We start from the raw sequence: 15,788 nt of genomic DNA on the forward strand, positions 1-15,788 counted from the left end.
AACAGTATGAAAAAGAAACCTTCGGCACTAATGAAACGTTTAAAATATTTTTCTCCAATAGATCGCTACAACGACAATCATACACAAGAAACATATGAAGACCGCGAATGGGAAAATGTGTACAGAAAGCGTTGGCAGCATGATAAAGTAATCCGTTCTACACACGGTGTAAACTGTACTGGTTCTTGTAGCTGGAACATTTATGTAAAAGATGGAATCGTAACCTGGGAAGGCCAAGAACTTAACTATCCATCTACTGGCCCTGATATGCCTGATTTTGAACCACGAGGATGTCCACGTGGAGCAAGTTTTTCTTGGTACATTTATAGTCCACTTCGCGTGAAATACCCATATGTACGCGGCGTCCTTTGGAATATGTGGCAAGAGGAACTTCAAAATCATAAATCACCACTAGACGCTTGGAAAAGCATCGTAGAAAATCCTGAAAAAGCACGCACGTATAAAGGGGCGCGTGGTAAAGGTGGATTTGTTCGCGCAAATTGGAAAGAAGTATTACAACTTGTTGCTGCTTCTATGCTCTATACGATAACTAAATATGGTCCAGACCGAAATGTCGGATTCTCACCAATTCCAGCAATGTCTATGTTAAGCTATGCTGCTGGTAGCCGGTTTATGCATCTTATGGGCGGCCCAATGCTTAGTTTCTATGATTGGTACGCTGACTTACCACCAGCTTCACCACAAATTTGGGGCGATCAAACCGATGTTCCAGAAAGTAGTGATTGGTACAACTCTGGTTACATTATGACATGGGGTTCAAACGTACCGATGACACGGACACCAGATGCTCATTTCTTAGCAGAGGTACGCTATAAAGGAACGAAAGTCGTTTCCGTAAGTCCTGATTTTGCTGAATCAACAAAATTTGCAGATGATTGGATGAGCGTAAAACAAGGTACAGATGGTGCTCTTGCAATGGCAATGGGTCACGTCATTTTACAAGAGTTTTACGTGGACAAACAAGTGGAATACTTCACAAATTATGCAAAGCAATATACTGATTTCCCATTCCTTGTCACACTAAAACAGCAAGGAGACCAATTCGTTGCAGATCGTTTCTTAAACGCTACTGATATTGGTCGTGAAACAAAACTTGGTGAATGGAAACCAATTCTTTGGAACGATAATTCGAATGATTTCGCACTACCGCATGGCACGATGGGATCGCGCTGGGATAACGAAAAGAAATGGAATTTACGCTTAGAAGACGAACAAACAGGTGAAAAAATTGATCCACGTCTTTCTTTACTTGGTATGGAAGATGCAGTGGGAACTGTACAAATTCCATATTTCTCCGATGACGGAAACAAAGTATTAGAGCGTACAATTCCAGTGAAAAAAATTGCTACACAAGAAGGCGATATTTTCGTTACAACTGTATACGACTTAACTTTAGCAAACTACGGTGTCAACCGCGGACTTGGTGGTCAAGAACCGAAAGACTTTAATGATGATGTGCCATTTACACCAGCATGGCAAGAAAAAATGACTGGAGTAAAAAGAGAACTTGTTATTCAGATTGCCCGTGAATTTGCTCAAAACGCAGTTGATACAAACGGACGCTCGATGATTATTGTCGGTGCTGGTATTAACCATTGGTTTAACTCTGATACGATTTACCGTGCTGTTCTCAATCTTGTTCTTCTCGTTGGTGCACAAGGTGTAAACGGCGGTGGTTGGGCGCATTACGTTGGACAAGAAAAATTACGCCCAGCAGAAGGTTGGCAAACCGTCGCAACAGCAAAAGATTGGGGAGTTTTACCAAAACTACAAAATGGTACATCCTTCTTCTACTTTGTAACGGATCAATGGCGCTATGAAGATACACCAGTTGGACACTTGGCATCACCAATTGTCGGAAACTCTCGTTACCAACATCACGGTGATTACAATGTGTTAGCGGCTCGTCTTGGCTGGTTACCTTCTTATCCAACATTCGAGAAAAGTGGAATTGAAATATATAAAGACGCAGTTGCTGCTGGAGCGACAACCCAAGAAGAAATCGGGAATTACGTTGCTCAAAAGCTAAAAGAAAAAGAACTGAAATTTGCAATTGAAGACCCTGATAACAAAAATAACTTCCCGCGCAACTTATTTGTTTGGCGCGCAAACTTAATTTCAAGTTCTGGTAAAGGACATGAATATTTCTTAAAACATTTACTAGGCACAACAAATGGATTACTGAATGATGATAATGATTCATTACGACCAGAAGAAATCAAGTGGCGTGAAGAAGCACCTGAAGGAAAACTTGATTTATTAATCAACCTAGATTTCCGTATGGCCGGAACAGCACTATATTCTGATATCGTCCTTCCTGCCTCAACTTGGTATGAAAAACACGATTTAAGTAGTACTGATATGCATCCGTTCGTACATCCATTCAATCCAGCAATCGGTTCACCTTGGGAAGCACGTTCTGACTGGGATATTTTCACCTCGCTTTCAAAAGTAGTCTCTGATTTAGCCCAGGAGCTCGATCTTGAACCAATGAAAGAGGTTGTGGCGACACCACTTCTTCACGATACGCCGCAAGAATTAGCACAACCGCTTGGCCGAATTAAAGATTGGAGTAAAGGTGAGTGCGAACCAATTACAGGTAAAACAATGCCGAAAATTCAGGTTGTGGAGTATGATTATAAAACGATTTATGACAAAATGACTGCACTTGGACCAAATCTTAAAACAATTGGTACAAAAGGCATTTCCTGGTCAGCCGAAAAAGAATACGAGCAATTAAAGAGCAAATTAGGTGTAAATCGCACTGATTCGATTGCAAAAGGATGCCCTGATATAACAGAAGCAATCCACGCAGCGGAAGCAGTCTTAACGCTTTCTTCTACAACAAACGGGCATATGGCCGTTAAAGCATGGGAAGCTCTTGAAAAACAAACAGATTTAAAACTGCGTGATTTAGCGGAAGAACGCGAAGAAGAATGCTTCACATTCGACCAAATTACAGCACAGCCAAAAACAGTTATTACCTCTCCTGCTTTCTCAGGTTCTGAAAAAGGCGGACGCCGTTACTCACCATTTACAACAAATGTCGAGCGCCTTATTCCTTGGAGAACGATAACTGGACGTCAATCTTTCTATTTAGATCATGACATGATGAAAGAGTTTGGTGAAACAATGGCAACATTCAAGCCAATTCTGCAGCATAAGCCATTCCGTAAATCGCGTCCTGAAGTAGAAGGAAAAGAAATTACACTCAACTATTTAACACCGCATAATAAGTGGTCGATTCATAGTATGTACTTCGATTCCTTACCGATGTTAACACTGTTCCGTGGTGGTCCGACTGTTTGGATGAACAAAGATGATGCCGCCGAAGCTGGCGTTGCTGATAATGATTGGATTGAATGCTTTAACCGTAACGGCGTTGTCGTAGCACGCGCTGTCGTAACGCATCGTATCCCAAGAGGAATGGCCTTTATGCATCACGCACAAGATCGCCATATTAACGTGCCTGGTACAAACTTAACAAGTAATCGCGGAGGAACACATAATAGTCCAACGCGCATTCATGTCAAACCAACACATATGATTGGTGGGTACGGTCAATTAAGCTATGGCTTTAACTACTATGGCCCAACCGGGAACCAACGTGATTTAAACGTCGTTATCCGTAAACTGAAGGAGGTAGATTGGCTTGAAGATTAAAGCACAAGTCGGAATGGTAATGAACCTAGATAAATGCATCGGCTGCCATACTTGTAGCGTAACATGCAAAAACACCTGGACAAATCGTCCAGGTGCTGAATATATGTATTTCAACAACGTAGAAACAAAACCTGGTATCGGCTATCCAAAACAGTGGGAAGATCAAGAAAAATATAAAGGCGGCTGGGAATTAAAAAAAGGTGAACTCCAGCTGAAATCTGGTTCAAAAATGAAACGCCTTACGAACATTTTTCATAACCCAGATCAACCTACCATTGATGATTATTTTGAACCTTGGAACTATGATTATGAAACATTAACAAATAGTCCACAGCGTAAGCATCAACCTGTAGCTCGCCCAAAATCGGCAATTACTGGTGAATTTATCGATAAAATTGAATGGGGTCCTAACTGGGAAGATGATTTAGCAGGTGGACATATAACAGGTTTGCAAGATCCTAACGTAAAGAAAATGGAAGAAGAGATTAAAACAGACTTTGAAAATGTCTTTATGATGTATCTACCTCGCATTTGCGAACATTGTTTAAATCCATCTTGCGTGTCTTCTTGTCCATCTGGGGCGATGTATAAGCGTGAAGAAGATGGTATTGTACTTGTCGATCAAAACGCATGCCGCGCTTGGAGATTCTGTGTATCTTCTTGCCCATATAAAAAAGTATATTTCAACTGGCAAACAAATAAAGCTGAAAAATGTACAATGTGCTTCCCGCGTATCGAAGCTGGTATGCCAACAATTTGTTCTGAAACATGCGTAGGACGTATCCGTTATATTGGAGTCATGTTATATGACGCTGACAAGGTAAAAGAAGCTGCTTCTGTAGAGGATGAAAAAGATTTATATGAATCTCAGCTTACTGTCTTCTTAGATCCAAACGATCCAGAAGTAGCTGCTGAAGCAATAAAACAAGGTATTCCAGAAGAGTGGATCAAAGCAGCTCAGCAATCACCAATTTATAAAATGATTATTGATTGGAAAATTGCACTTCCTCTTCACCCAGAATATCGCACTATGCCGATGGTTTGGTATATTCCACCGTTAAGCCCAATTATGAACATGGTAGAAGGTAAAGGAAGCAATTGGCAAGCAGAAGAGATTTTCCCTGCTATCGATAATATGCGTATTCCAATTGAATATTTAGCTAACTTACTCACTGCAGGCGATGAATCGCACATTCGTCTTACATTGAAAAAAATGGCCGTGATGCGTGCTCATATGAGAGCACTCCAAATTAATAAAGAACCAAATGAAGATGTGTTAAAAGAACTTGGCCTAACAAAACAAGATGTGGAAGATATGTATCGCCTTCTTGCCATCGCAAAATATAAAGATCGCTTTGTCATTCCGACGTCTCACCGTGAGCAAGTAGCAGACCTGTATAGCGAGCAAGGAAGCTGTGGTCTTTCCTTCGCAGGTGGTCCAGGTGCTTGTACGACGATTTCTTAAATGACAGGAGGTAACAAATATGAAACAGAGTTTACAAACGGCTTTTTCTTGTTCTTCCTTTCTTCTCTCCTATCCTGAATCAGGGTGGAGAGAGGCTTTATCAGAACTACAAGAAAATATCGATACGATTACACATGAAGAAATTCGCACGACACTTACAGCTTTCATAAAACAAGTGCAAGAAAAAACAAATAATCAACTCATCGACTCTTACGTATACACATTCGACTTCGGAAAGAAGACAAACCTGTATCTTACTTATATGAATACAGGTGAACAACGGGAACGCGGCGTTGAATTATTAGAGTTAAAACAGCACTATAAAAAGGCTGGCTTTGCTGTAACAGATAAAGAACTGCCGGATTATTTACCGCTATTATTAGAATTTCTTGCGAATGCAGATGAAGAAGATAGTAAACCAATTATGAATAAGTACGTTACAAATATACAAGCACTACATGAACAGTTACAAGATGCAAATTCTATGTATGAGCCAATTATAGCTTCCATCCTACTCGCTATTAATGCGTGGGAATTACAAACGAACTAGAAAGGAGTGTCGTAAAAATGATGGATCAATTTTTATGGGTGCTGTTCCCTTATATCATTTTCGCAATCTTCATTGGTGGACACATCTTCAGATACAACTACGATCAATTTGGCTGGACCTCTAAATCTAGTGAATTGTTAGAGAAAAAACTGCTCCGAATTGGAAGTCTGTTATTTCACTTTGGGATTATATTCGTAATCGGCGGACACGTTATGGGGATCTTAATTCCAGAAGAAGTATACAATTTACTAGGTATTTCTGAACATACGTATCATATAATGGCAATTAGCTTCGGACTTCCTGCAGGCGTTGCTTCTATTATTGGGCTAGTTATTTTAACATATCGCCGATTTACAGTAAAACGCATTATCGCAACAAGTACAACAGGAGATTATGTTGCTCTCATCTTATTGCTCATTGTTATGCTGGCAGGACTTTCTTCAACCTTTTTAAATATTGACCCAAAAGGGTTTGATTACCGTACAACAATTGGACCATGGTTCCGCAGTCTCTTTATTTTTCAGCCGAAAGTCGAATATATGATGGAAGTACCTCTTTGGTTTAAAATTCATATCATTGCAGCGATGGGACTCTTTGCTACATGGCCATTTACAAGACTTGTGCATGTTTTTAGTGCTCCAATTAAATATTTACGCCGTAGTTATGTGGTTTACCGCAAACGTATGCCGCTGCAAATGAAGAAATAATCCCCTGCCTCTACAGGGGATTTTTTTATAAACCTGGTACAGAATCAAGGCTATCTGTATTAGGAGTAGACTGCATGGTACCTGCTATATTCGCACTTGAAGTATTGATATTAGATGCATTACTAGTACTTATTCCTGCTGCAGATCCTTTCGTATAGGTAGTAGTTACGGTATCTCCTGGATTCAAGCAAAGGTTCGTCTCCGTTCCAATTACAGTTACAACATCAATACAAGTTGGTCCTGTTGAACCGCTATATATTTTAGATGCAACAAATGAAGTATCCCTCAAATTATCTCCTGTAAATAAATTCCCATAATTATTCACAATTACAAATTCCTTAATATTTGCAGGCATTGGCATTCAACCTTTCTATTATGCGCCTAGTGTTAGTTCACTCGTTTCTAACGGAGGGATAAATACTGTACCTCTTGGTACAACTGCTGGCATACGTTTTCCATTTAGGAAAGTAGCAAAACTCGAGCCTCCCGAGCCAGCATACAATTTTACTGCAGAAAATGGTTCAATATTATAACGATCACCTACATTTACTGCTCCTCGATTATTTATAATTTTAATCTTACGAAAAAACGCACTCATGAGCTTCCCTCTCTTCTATAGAAAATATCCTCTTCGTACACTGTATGCAAAAGAAAAAAACTTGAAACAGACACGTTTCAAGTTTTACAAACCAATTATTGAATTTCACCTTCATACTGTAGCATACCGCCAACCATATTAACTGTTTTGTATCCAAGCTCATTTAAATAATGGCAAACATTTTCACTACGCATTCCTGATCGACAAATAAAAATATATTCATTTTCTTTATCAAAGAAATCTACTTTGTTCGGGATATCTCCCATTTTAATATGTACAGCCTCTGGAATCTTCCCAGACTCAACTTCTTCATCTTCACGTACATCCACTAAAAATAATGTTTCCCCTTTTTCTAAACGCTCTTGCACTTCTTGTCCTGTAACTGTTTTTATATCAGACATTTACAATTCCTCCTTTTATAAAGTGAAACTTTAATCAGTGAGGGGCTTTCTTCATCCCCACTAATTATTAGCCCTTACCAATCGGGCTTTTACGGCCAGTTTATCCCGCACCTAGCTTCTTTGCTTTTCGCTGAACTTTGAGGTGGGATATTACGCCCCGCAGTGAAATTTGCCTTCAGGCTCACTGTGGATTCTTACTTCTATGGGCAATTGCTTTCCCTCTCTTTTTTAATTGCTTAAAATCTTATCATTAGAAAAGTTAGTTTCCCATAAAGCAGCATCGATTCATCACCAATTTTAGCACGCAAAAGCATGAACGCAAAGAATTGACGCTTTCTTTCCTCCATTATTTCTCAACACAATTGTAAATTTACACCATTTACAAAATAGACTCTTACATTGTATTCTCAATATACTTGTTTTACGAAAGGAGTGGCTTTATATGACACTTTTGCTTTTCTTTATAGGTATCGTCTGTTTGATTTTTTCCTTAAGCACACTCGGTGCATTTAACAAGAGAAAAAAGACCAAGTCCTCTCAAGAAGTGCCATTCATTTTTCTACTACTAGGTATGGCTTTCCTTGGACTATCAATTTCTACATACGTCTTTCGCTTACATATTCTATAGCTCTGTTTATTTTATACTTTTCAATCTAATATAATGAAAAATAGTGTAAGCAAAGAAAGTAAAAAAACTTTTGTATAAATAACACATAGGCCAATCGCAAAAAGTCTATAACATAATACAGTCAGGCTTCCTTCCCAATCGATGATTACTTAAACCAATTTGATTCTTACCGGATAAAGCCTACTGTACATATCCTCCATCATACTTTCGTCTTCTTTACACACAACTAGATACCTTTCCCATCAAAAACTCATACACTTTCTTTTCAAATAAATGAACATCTAATACCCCAGCCATATGGCCTTTTATACTTTCAATTTCATAGACTTCCGCACATTTTCCTTTTTTCTTCAACAATTCTACCATTTCATAATTATAGCGAGATGGCTGGAGTAAATCTTGTTTGCATGGAATCATAAGTACATTTGCTTCCATTTGAGAAAGTGCTTCTTCTAAAGAAGAAAAACCATGTGAAATATCATGTAATAATGTTGCTTTCGCTGTATACAACCATGAATTGGCATCAACAAAAGCAATATTATTTAAAGTTAATTCATTTATATTTTGCTCAAATGATGTCAACGTAGATACATCCACATAAGGTGCTACTTCCGCACGCTTACGCGGAAATGTAGTTTCATAATAATGAGCATCAAACGCATTTACAAACATCATTTTCCCTGCCAAATGTAATCCTTTCGTCGGCTGTTCTTCTCCATAGTTTCCTCCATCCCACTTTGGATCAAGTTGAATTGCTTCAATCGCATTTTGCAATACATTAAAAGACGTCACAATTGGGTTTTGTGGATTTGTAATGACACCAATCATCCGCTCCACCATATGCGGATAATGAACAGCCCACTGCTGAGCGATCATCCCTCCAGCTGATGGTCCAATTACCGCATGCAATCTTGTAATTCCCATCTCCCGCACTAATTCATATTGCAAACGTGCTACATCTAAAAATGTAAATACTGGGAAGTCCATCGCATACGGGGATCCAGTTGTTGGATTCATTGACTTTGGTCCTGTTGTGATAACATATGGATTTTTCACTTGTACATTACAAAGATTATCTGTACAAATCACAAAATATTGATCTGTATCAATTGCCTTTCCCGGTCCTATAAGTTCATCCCACCAACCCGGGAGCTCGTCTTCCTCTGTATATTTTCCTGCAGCATGGCTCGTTGCACTAAAATAGTGACAGACTACAATCACATTTGATTTTTCTTTATTTAACTTACCGTATGTTTCATATCCAACTTGAACAGGTAGCGTTATGCCATTTTCAAATGTAAACTTTTCTAAGTGAAATGTTTCTTTTTTCACATATAACATAGACTATCCCCCTACATTGAAATTTTTTCTGGCACCTTCTGCTTCTAGAAGTTAAGAAACAACAAATACGCAATTGTAAACTTGGTCCAATCATGAGGAGTTAATTTTCTTGCTACCGAAACTATTATACATTTCGAAAGAAACCCCTTCTTTTTAGAACAGATTGGATGATAAACCAATCATTCTCTCTTCTTCATAAAGTGAAACTTTAATCAGCGGGGGGTTTCTTCATCCCCCACTGATTATTAGCCCTCACCAATCGGGCTTTTACAGGCAGTTTATCCCCCACCTAACTTCTTTACTTCCTGCCGATTTTTGAAGTGGGGGGTATTACTGCCCGTTAATGCGGGATAAATAGGTGCATAATATATAAAAATTCCCACAAACTAACATTATCTTACATCATTAAAGAGGGAATACACATGCTATGGAAATGGTTTCGTAAACGAAAACAGAGTGAAGATACGGATTTTACCGAAACAAATCAAGAACAACAGCAAGACCAAGCTAGCGATCCAACCGAGCAAGAAGAAGGGCAAGTTCAATCTACAAACCAAGACAAACAGGATAAACAGGTTCAAATTAACAATCAAGCCGAAGAAGATCAACAACAAATTCAGACCACAAATCAAAATCAAGAACAACAGCAAAGTCAAACTGACGATCGAGCTAAACAAGAAGAAGATCAACAGCAAAACCAAACGAATCATCAAGATACTAGTGGTCATAATAGTATTTATGATTTTAGTAAACCAAAACCCAAGACTACTCATTCTCTACAAGAGTTACTGGAAAAATTTAAAACATCTAGTGATTTTGTAAATTATCACACATCAGATGATGAGGCGATGCCCTATTGGATTTCCTATTATCGTCCATCTCTTGATGGAGAAAAGCTCCAAAAATATTTAATGCCTGCTTTATTAGAACGCACATGCTCAACATTAGAAGAGTTAAAAGAACATATTCCAATGAGTGGAATTACAATTACAAATGACCTCCAAAAAATAGAAGACATGGTTCTAAAAGGGCACGCTATTATACAGTTACATGAACAAGATCAGAAATGTATGCTCGCAAATATCGCAATTGATAATTATCGGGCACCAACTGTTCCATTAAACGAATCTACAGTTGTCGGTCCTCAAGAGGGCTTTGTAGAAGATATTGATACCAATATTAACTTAGTACGTAAACGCCTTCCGGTGTTAGCACTACAAACAAAGGAAGTTATAATTGGGAAATTCTCTAAAACAAAAGTTGTGATGATGTATTTAGAGAATCTGGCTGAAAAAGACAGTGTTGATTATTTAGAAGAATCGCTTCGTATAATTGAATATGATCAAATTAACGACAGCTCCTTTATTCAAGAATTGATGGGAGAAAAATCAATCTTCCCATTATTTATTAATACAGAACGTACAGACCGAGTAACAACCGCATTAATCGATGGGAAAATTGCTATTTTTGTGGATGGTTCACCAAACGTCTTACTCACTCCTGTTTCATACTTTGATTTTTTCGTTTCACCAGAGGATTACAATGTCTCTTGGCTTTACGCTACATTTTCTAGATGTTTACGACTCATTGCTGTACTTTTCTCAATTTGTGCTACTCCACTATACGTCGCTATTTTAAGTTATCATTACGAATTAATTCCGAGCGATTTGCTAGAGACGTTAATTTTATCTCGGGCACAGGTCCCTTTTCCTCCTCTTATAGAAGCAATTTTCCTAGAGCTGGCTATCGATTTATTGCGTGAAGCTGGGGCAAGATTGCCAATGAAAGTTGGACAAACACTTGGTATTGTAGGCGGTATCGTAATCGGACAAGCATCTGTTCAAGCAGGACTAACAAGTAATATTTTATTAATCATTGTCGCCTTATCCGCGTTAGCTTCCTTTATCACACCAATCTATAAGATGGGGAACGCAGTCCGTTTACTACGATTTCCATTCCTTTTATTTGCAGAATTAGGTGGACTATTAGGAGTTTCACTTGGGTTTATTTTTTTATTTACACATCTATTCAGGCTTTCTTCTTTACGAAAACCATTTGCACTCTTTTATCCAGCAAGGCGACAAGCACTAAAAGACTCTTGGATTCGTTTTCCATTATCTATGATTGATACAAGAGATATCCAAGCAAGGCCGCAACACGTAAAAAAATCAGCAAATGGGATTTCAACAAAACATACATCTGATTTTGATGAATAAGAAACGAGGTGCACATATGAGTAAAGTCAAAACAAAATATCAAGTATCACCTATATTTGTTTTCTTCTTAGTTCATAGTGCACAGTTCGGCGCTGGAGTTCTCGGGTTTGCACGCATTATTGCCAAAGCTGCGGGCTACGACGCTTGGATTGGTGTTCTCATCACAGGAATCATCATTCACATTCTCGTTTGGATGATGTATTACTTATTAAAAAATACAAAAGGCAACCTAATAGATCTTCATCAGCAAACCTTTGGAAAGTGGCTCGGTAATGGCATTAATATTGTATTCATGCTGTATTTTTTCGCTTTGAGTATATCCGTTGTTCGAACGTATGTTGAGATTGTTCAAGTATGGATGTTTCCTACCGGGTCCACTTGGATGTTCACAATCTTTTTATGTTTATTAAGTTACTACGTCATCTCATCAGGATTTCGCGTCATGACCGGTATCTGTGTACTTTCAATCATGGGAACATTAGGTTATATTTTTCTTAGTTTTTTTATGTTGCGATACGCACATTGGGAAAATTTACTTCCTGTTTTTTCGCATTCTTTTGGAGATATTTTAAAAGCATCTCAATTGTCAACTTATACTATGACAGGCTTTGAAATCTTTCTTATGATATACCCATTTGTGAAGAATCCCGAGAAATCTCATAAATTTGCACAATATGGTGTATTATTTTCTAACCTGTTGTATTTATATAGTACATTGTTGGCATTTGCTTTTTTTAGCGAAAAACAGTTATCAAAAACAATTTGGTCTCAGCTTTCAATGACACAAGTTATTAAATTACCCTTTATCGAACGTCTAGAATACATTGCCATCTCCGGCTATGCACTTGTAATTCTTACAAGTTTTATTCTTCCATTATGGGCTGCTACAAGAGGAACGCATGAAATCTTTCATGTAAAGCAAAAATACATTTTACTTTCTTTCATACTAATTACCATTATTGTTTCACAACTTTTAACAAACAGGCACGATATCAACGATTTTATTAGTTATATTTCCAAAACTAGTCTTTGGCTTATGTATGTTTACATCCCAATCTTATTTCTTATCGTGTGGGTGAAAAAAAAATGGAAAAAATCAAGAGAAAACTAACTCTTCTTTCATGTATTTGTTTGTTCACCATAACAGGCTGTTTGCAAAAAAATATTGTTGATGATGTTCAGTTAATTCAAGGGGTTGTTTTTGATACAGCAAAAAACAATAAAGTAAAGGTGACATTGGTTTGTCCTATACAGCGAAAAGGAAATAAAGTACAAGTCTACGAAGGAGTAGGAAATGCCGTTAAACAAGTAAAAGCTGATACTTCTTTGGAATCTTCTCAACCATTTGCAAGCGGACAAATGCGCATTGCTTTGTTTACTACAAGAATTGCCAAAAAAGGATTGTCGACCTCCTTTGACACACTGGCTCGTGATGTCAGCATCGGAAACTCATTGTATGTTGGATTATTAGAAGGAAATGGACTTGAGCTGTTAAAAGGAAAATATACAACTTCATCTAATGTTGCTATTTATATAACAAAAATGTTAGAGCATAACATGCAAACAGGTTCCTTACCAACTGATAATTTACATTTAGGTGCATTTCGTTATTATCGTGAAGGCCAAGATTCTTATATGCCTATCCTAAAAAAGAGTAAAGACAAAATCAAAATCACTGGCATTGGGCTTTTAAAAAAGGATAAGTATGTCGGAAAAATTGATCAACAAGATATGTTCATATTTAAAGGGTTATTGGAAAAACATCGGTTAGATTCACAAGAATTTAAAAGTAATAATGGATACGTACTGATCAATAACATACATTCCAAACCAACGTACACTATAAATATAAAAAATGGAAAACCTTCCTTTTTAATTAAAGTAAAAATAGATGCACGCATTCTAGAACTTTCAAAACAAGTAAACCTAGAAAATAAAAAGAACACAAAAAAAATATCAAGAGAGGTTGAAAATCAATTAAATATTACAGCCACAAAACTCATCAAAAAATTTCAATCTCTAAATGTTGATCCGCTTGGTCTCGGAGCAAAATTCCGGCAAAATTATCGGCCATTCAAGTTAGAGGAATGGAAAAAGATGTACAAGGACGTTCCCATTAAAGTGAAATACGAAGTCAATATTACAAATTCAGGTGTTATTGAATAACCTGAACCTGCATATTTTAAAAAAATATGCTTCACTAAATGTCAGATAAAGATTGAACTCCTCTTTCCAACATGATACAACGGAGAGAGGAGTTTTTATTGATAGCACTTACATATAGAAAAAAGAGATTTACGGGGGAGCTTATGTCCAAAAAGTTAGTAAAGCCTATTTTAAATGGGATTCTATTTCTCGGCGTCTTTTTATTTGCTCATACATACTTAAAAAATGTTTCTTTCACACGTTATTTACTTGTTGTTGTACCGATGCTACTTGTTGGGATATTTGGGATTGATCTTGTTTTATCATTTTTAATAAAGAAAGAAGAATAGGGAAAGAACATCTTATTTCATATAGGATGTTCTTTTTCTATTCTATTCTTTTCGTTACACTCCCTCCTTATGTTACAATGAAATTCGGCACAAAACGCGAAAGGATGAAACAACATGGCTAACGAAAAAGGTTTAGATAAGGGGTACGAACTTGTTGCAAAAATGCATGAAGTATTCGGACACCCTGTTGCAGATGTACCAACGAAATTAACAGAAGAGCGCGCGAAAATCCGCGCAAGCTTTATGCAAGAAGAACTAGAAGAATTTTTAGAAGCAAATACTGTAGAAGATCAATATGATGCATTGATTGATCTTATTTATTTTGCATTCGGAACATTTGCAGAAATGGGAGTGCGCCCAGATAAGGGATTTGAAATTGTAAACAATGCAAATATGGCAAAACTATTCCCTGATGGAAAACCACGTTTCCGTGAAGGCGACGGCAAAATTTTAAAACCAGAAGGCTGGCAGGCACCAGAACCACAGCTTCGTGCTGAAATTGAGCGTCAACGTCAAGAAGCATTAGAAAAAGCAGGGAAATAAAGTGAAATTTGAATCAGTGGGGTGTTCTTCATCCCCATTGATTATTAGCCCTCACAAATCGGGCTTTTACGGACAGTTTATCCCCCACCTCAGCTAAATGTTGAGGTGGGGGTATTACTGCCTGCGAATAGTGGTATAAAAGCCTCTCCCTGAATTACTTTTTTCTCTTACTCAGGTGGGTGTAAAATAATTACCTAAGCAAAATATCGAATTGCCTCTACATTGATTTGATATTTTAATCTGTAAATCCGTTCGATGATTTCAATCGTTATTATTCTTTTCAGAGACTCTTTACGCAAAACGATGATGATTGTTCAATAACAATCTCCACTAAAAAAGGCAGGATTTCTCCCGCCTGAATACATTCCATTTAAGCTTATTTTTCTTCTCCTTCTGTTTGAGTCGCATTGAACGTCCAGTTCAATTTCAACGTGTCTCCTTGGAATATATTTTGCTCTTCTTTATTATCAACAAATGTCAATTTCACATAAAGAGTATCATCATCACCCGGAGCAAGTCCATCCCCTTCATGGTTTACAATATCTTTTTCTACAAGATTAAGAACGTCACCAGCTTGCGTCGCTTTCTTTAGTTCAGACAATGTAGTAGACCATATAGGAACACTGTTTTTATCCAAGTTCCATAAGAAATCTACGCGAATGTGATCGCCAAAATCAGCGTTTCCATTGTCACCTTTTGCATCTGTTACAGTGTAATCAGTAAGAAGGTGCACATCTTTAATTTTTAAAGTCCCGTTATTAATTAATTGGAAGCCTCGCTCCATTTCATCGCCTGGTTTTATTTTGTCCACGTTCAAGATAACTTGCGGATCAACGCTTAAGTCCAAAGTACTTGCCGCAAAAGTATTTTCTGTTACTTCTTTATCGCTGAAGTACGCAAACGTTCCGCCTCCAATTAAAGTTAAACCAAGCGCCGCAGATACAACACCCATACCTAATTTTTGTTTTATCCCCATTTTAATCCCCCTCTAAAAATCTAAATGTTCAGATTATAAAAATGAATTACTCCCACATGCATGATAACGAATTGAAATAATTTTAGAATCATTTCTATCTCACGCCACTCTTTCTATCTTCAAATACAAAAATATGAAAAATCGGAAACGTCATTTTAGAGCGTCTCCGATTTTTACTTCTCGT

At 37.5% G+C, this 15,788-nt stretch carries 14 protein-coding genes; 9 read left to right on the plus strand and 5 right to left on the minus strand.

Features of this window, described 5'->3' with window-relative positions; translation table 11 throughout:
• The first annotated feature begins 6 nt into the window (after window positions 1-6).
• Genes QUF99_RS24565 through narI form a run of 4 tightly spaced genes read left to right on the plus strand, consistent with a single transcriptional unit; the run spans window position 7 to window position 6,406 of the window.
• Window positions 7-3,684, plus strand: a complete 3,678-nt coding sequence (locus QUF99_RS24565) for a nitrate reductase subunit alpha (protein ID WP_289373591.1) — start codon at window positions 7-9, stop codon at window positions 3,682-3,684.
• Window positions 3,674-5,149, plus strand: a complete 1,476-nt coding sequence (narH, locus tag QUF99_RS24570) for a nitrate reductase subunit beta (RefSeq protein ID WP_289373593.1) — start codon at window positions 3,674-3,676, stop codon at window positions 5,147-5,149. The genes QUF99_RS24565 and narH overlap by 11 nt, the downstream gene beginning before the upstream one ends.
• A 19-nt stretch (window positions 5,150-5,168) precedes the next feature.
• The gene (gene narJ, locus QUF99_RS24575; protein ID WP_289373594.1) at window positions 5,169-5,699 is read left to right on the plus strand and encodes a nitrate reductase molybdenum cofactor assembly chaperone; all 531 of its coding nucleotides are present in this window, start codon (window positions 5,169-5,171) and stop codon (window positions 5,697-5,699) included.
• A gap of 17 nt (window positions 5,700-5,716) precedes the next feature.
• The gene (narI, locus tag QUF99_RS24580; RefSeq protein WP_289373596.1) at window positions 5,717-6,406 is read left to right on the plus strand and encodes a respiratory nitrate reductase subunit gamma; all 690 of its coding nucleotides are present in this window, start codon (window positions 5,717-5,719) and stop codon (window positions 6,404-6,406) included.
• Between the two features lie 25 nt (window positions 6,407-6,431).
• Here narI and QUF99_RS24585 read toward each other — a convergent pair whose 3' ends face one another.
• The 4 genes from QUF99_RS24585 to QUF99_RS24605 form a co-directional block, all read right to left on the minus strand.
• A complete protein-coding gene (locus QUF99_RS24585) occupies window positions 6,432-6,761 on the minus strand; it encodes a hypothetical protein (RefSeq protein WP_289373598.1) in 330 nt (109 codons plus the stop codon).
• 18 nt (window positions 6,762-6,779) lie between these two features.
• Complete coding sequence (locus QUF99_RS24590; RefSeq protein ID WP_289373599.1) at window positions 6,780-7,004, minus strand: spore germination protein; 225 nt, start codon at window positions 7,002-7,004, stop codon at window positions 6,780-6,782.
• A 95-nt stretch (window positions 7,005-7,099) separates the two neighbouring features.
• On the minus strand, window positions 7,100-7,405 hold the full coding sequence (locus tag QUF99_RS24595) for a rhodanese-like domain-containing protein (protein WP_289373601.1): 306 nt from the start codon (window positions 7,403-7,405) through the stop codon (window positions 7,100-7,102).
• An 844-nt stretch (window positions 7,406-8,249) separates the two neighbouring features.
• On the minus strand, window positions 8,250-9,374 hold the full coding sequence (locus QUF99_RS24605) for a homoserine O-acetyltransferase family protein (RefSeq protein ID WP_289373605.1): 1,125 nt from the start codon (window positions 9,372-9,374) through the stop codon (window positions 8,250-8,252).
• A 422-nt stretch (window positions 9,375-9,796) separates the two neighbouring features.
• On the opposite strand from QUF99_RS24605, the gene QUF99_RS24610 reads away from it, so the two are divergent.
• From QUF99_RS24610 to QUF99_RS24630, 5 genes are all read left to right on the plus strand, one after another.
• Window positions 9,797-11,590: a spore germination protein gene (locus QUF99_RS24610; RefSeq protein WP_289373606.1), complete on the plus strand. Its 1,794-nt coding sequence runs from the start codon at window positions 9,797-9,799 to the stop codon at window positions 11,588-11,590.
• Window positions 11,591-11,606: 16 nt separating this feature from the next.
• Entirely contained in the window at window positions 11,607-12,701 is a 1,095-nt protein-coding gene (locus QUF99_RS24615; RefSeq protein ID WP_289373607.1) for a spore germination protein, read from the plus strand.
• Entirely contained in the window at window positions 12,677-13,756 is a 1,080-nt protein-coding gene (locus QUF99_RS24620; RefSeq protein WP_289373610.1) for a Ger(x)C family spore germination protein, read from the plus strand. The genes QUF99_RS24615 and QUF99_RS24620 overlap by 25 nt, the downstream gene beginning before the upstream one ends.
• 143 nt (window positions 13,757-13,899) lie before the next feature.
• Window positions 13,900-14,085, plus strand: a complete 186-nt coding sequence (locus tag QUF99_RS24625) for a hypothetical protein (protein ID WP_286122346.1) — start codon at window positions 13,900-13,902, stop codon at window positions 14,083-14,085.
• A 114-nt stretch (window positions 14,086-14,199) separates the two neighbouring features.
• On the plus strand, window positions 14,200-14,628 hold the full coding sequence (locus tag QUF99_RS24630; RefSeq protein ID WP_289373612.1) for a pyrophosphohydrolase domain-containing protein: 429 nt from the start codon (window positions 14,200-14,202) through the stop codon (window positions 14,626-14,628).
• A 376-nt stretch (window positions 14,629-15,004) separates the two neighbouring features.
• Here QUF99_RS24630 and QUF99_RS24635 read toward each other — a convergent pair whose 3' ends face one another.
• Window positions 15,005-15,604, minus strand: a complete 600-nt coding sequence (locus tag QUF99_RS24635; protein ID WP_289373614.1) for a TasA family protein — start codon at window positions 15,602-15,604, stop codon at window positions 15,005-15,007.
• Between the last annotated feature and the right edge of the window lie 184 nt (window positions 15,605-15,788).

Source organism: Bacillus sp. DX4.1, from assembly GCF_030348195.1.
GTDB lineage: Bacteria > Bacillota > Bacilli > Bacillales > Bacillaceae_G > Bacillus_A.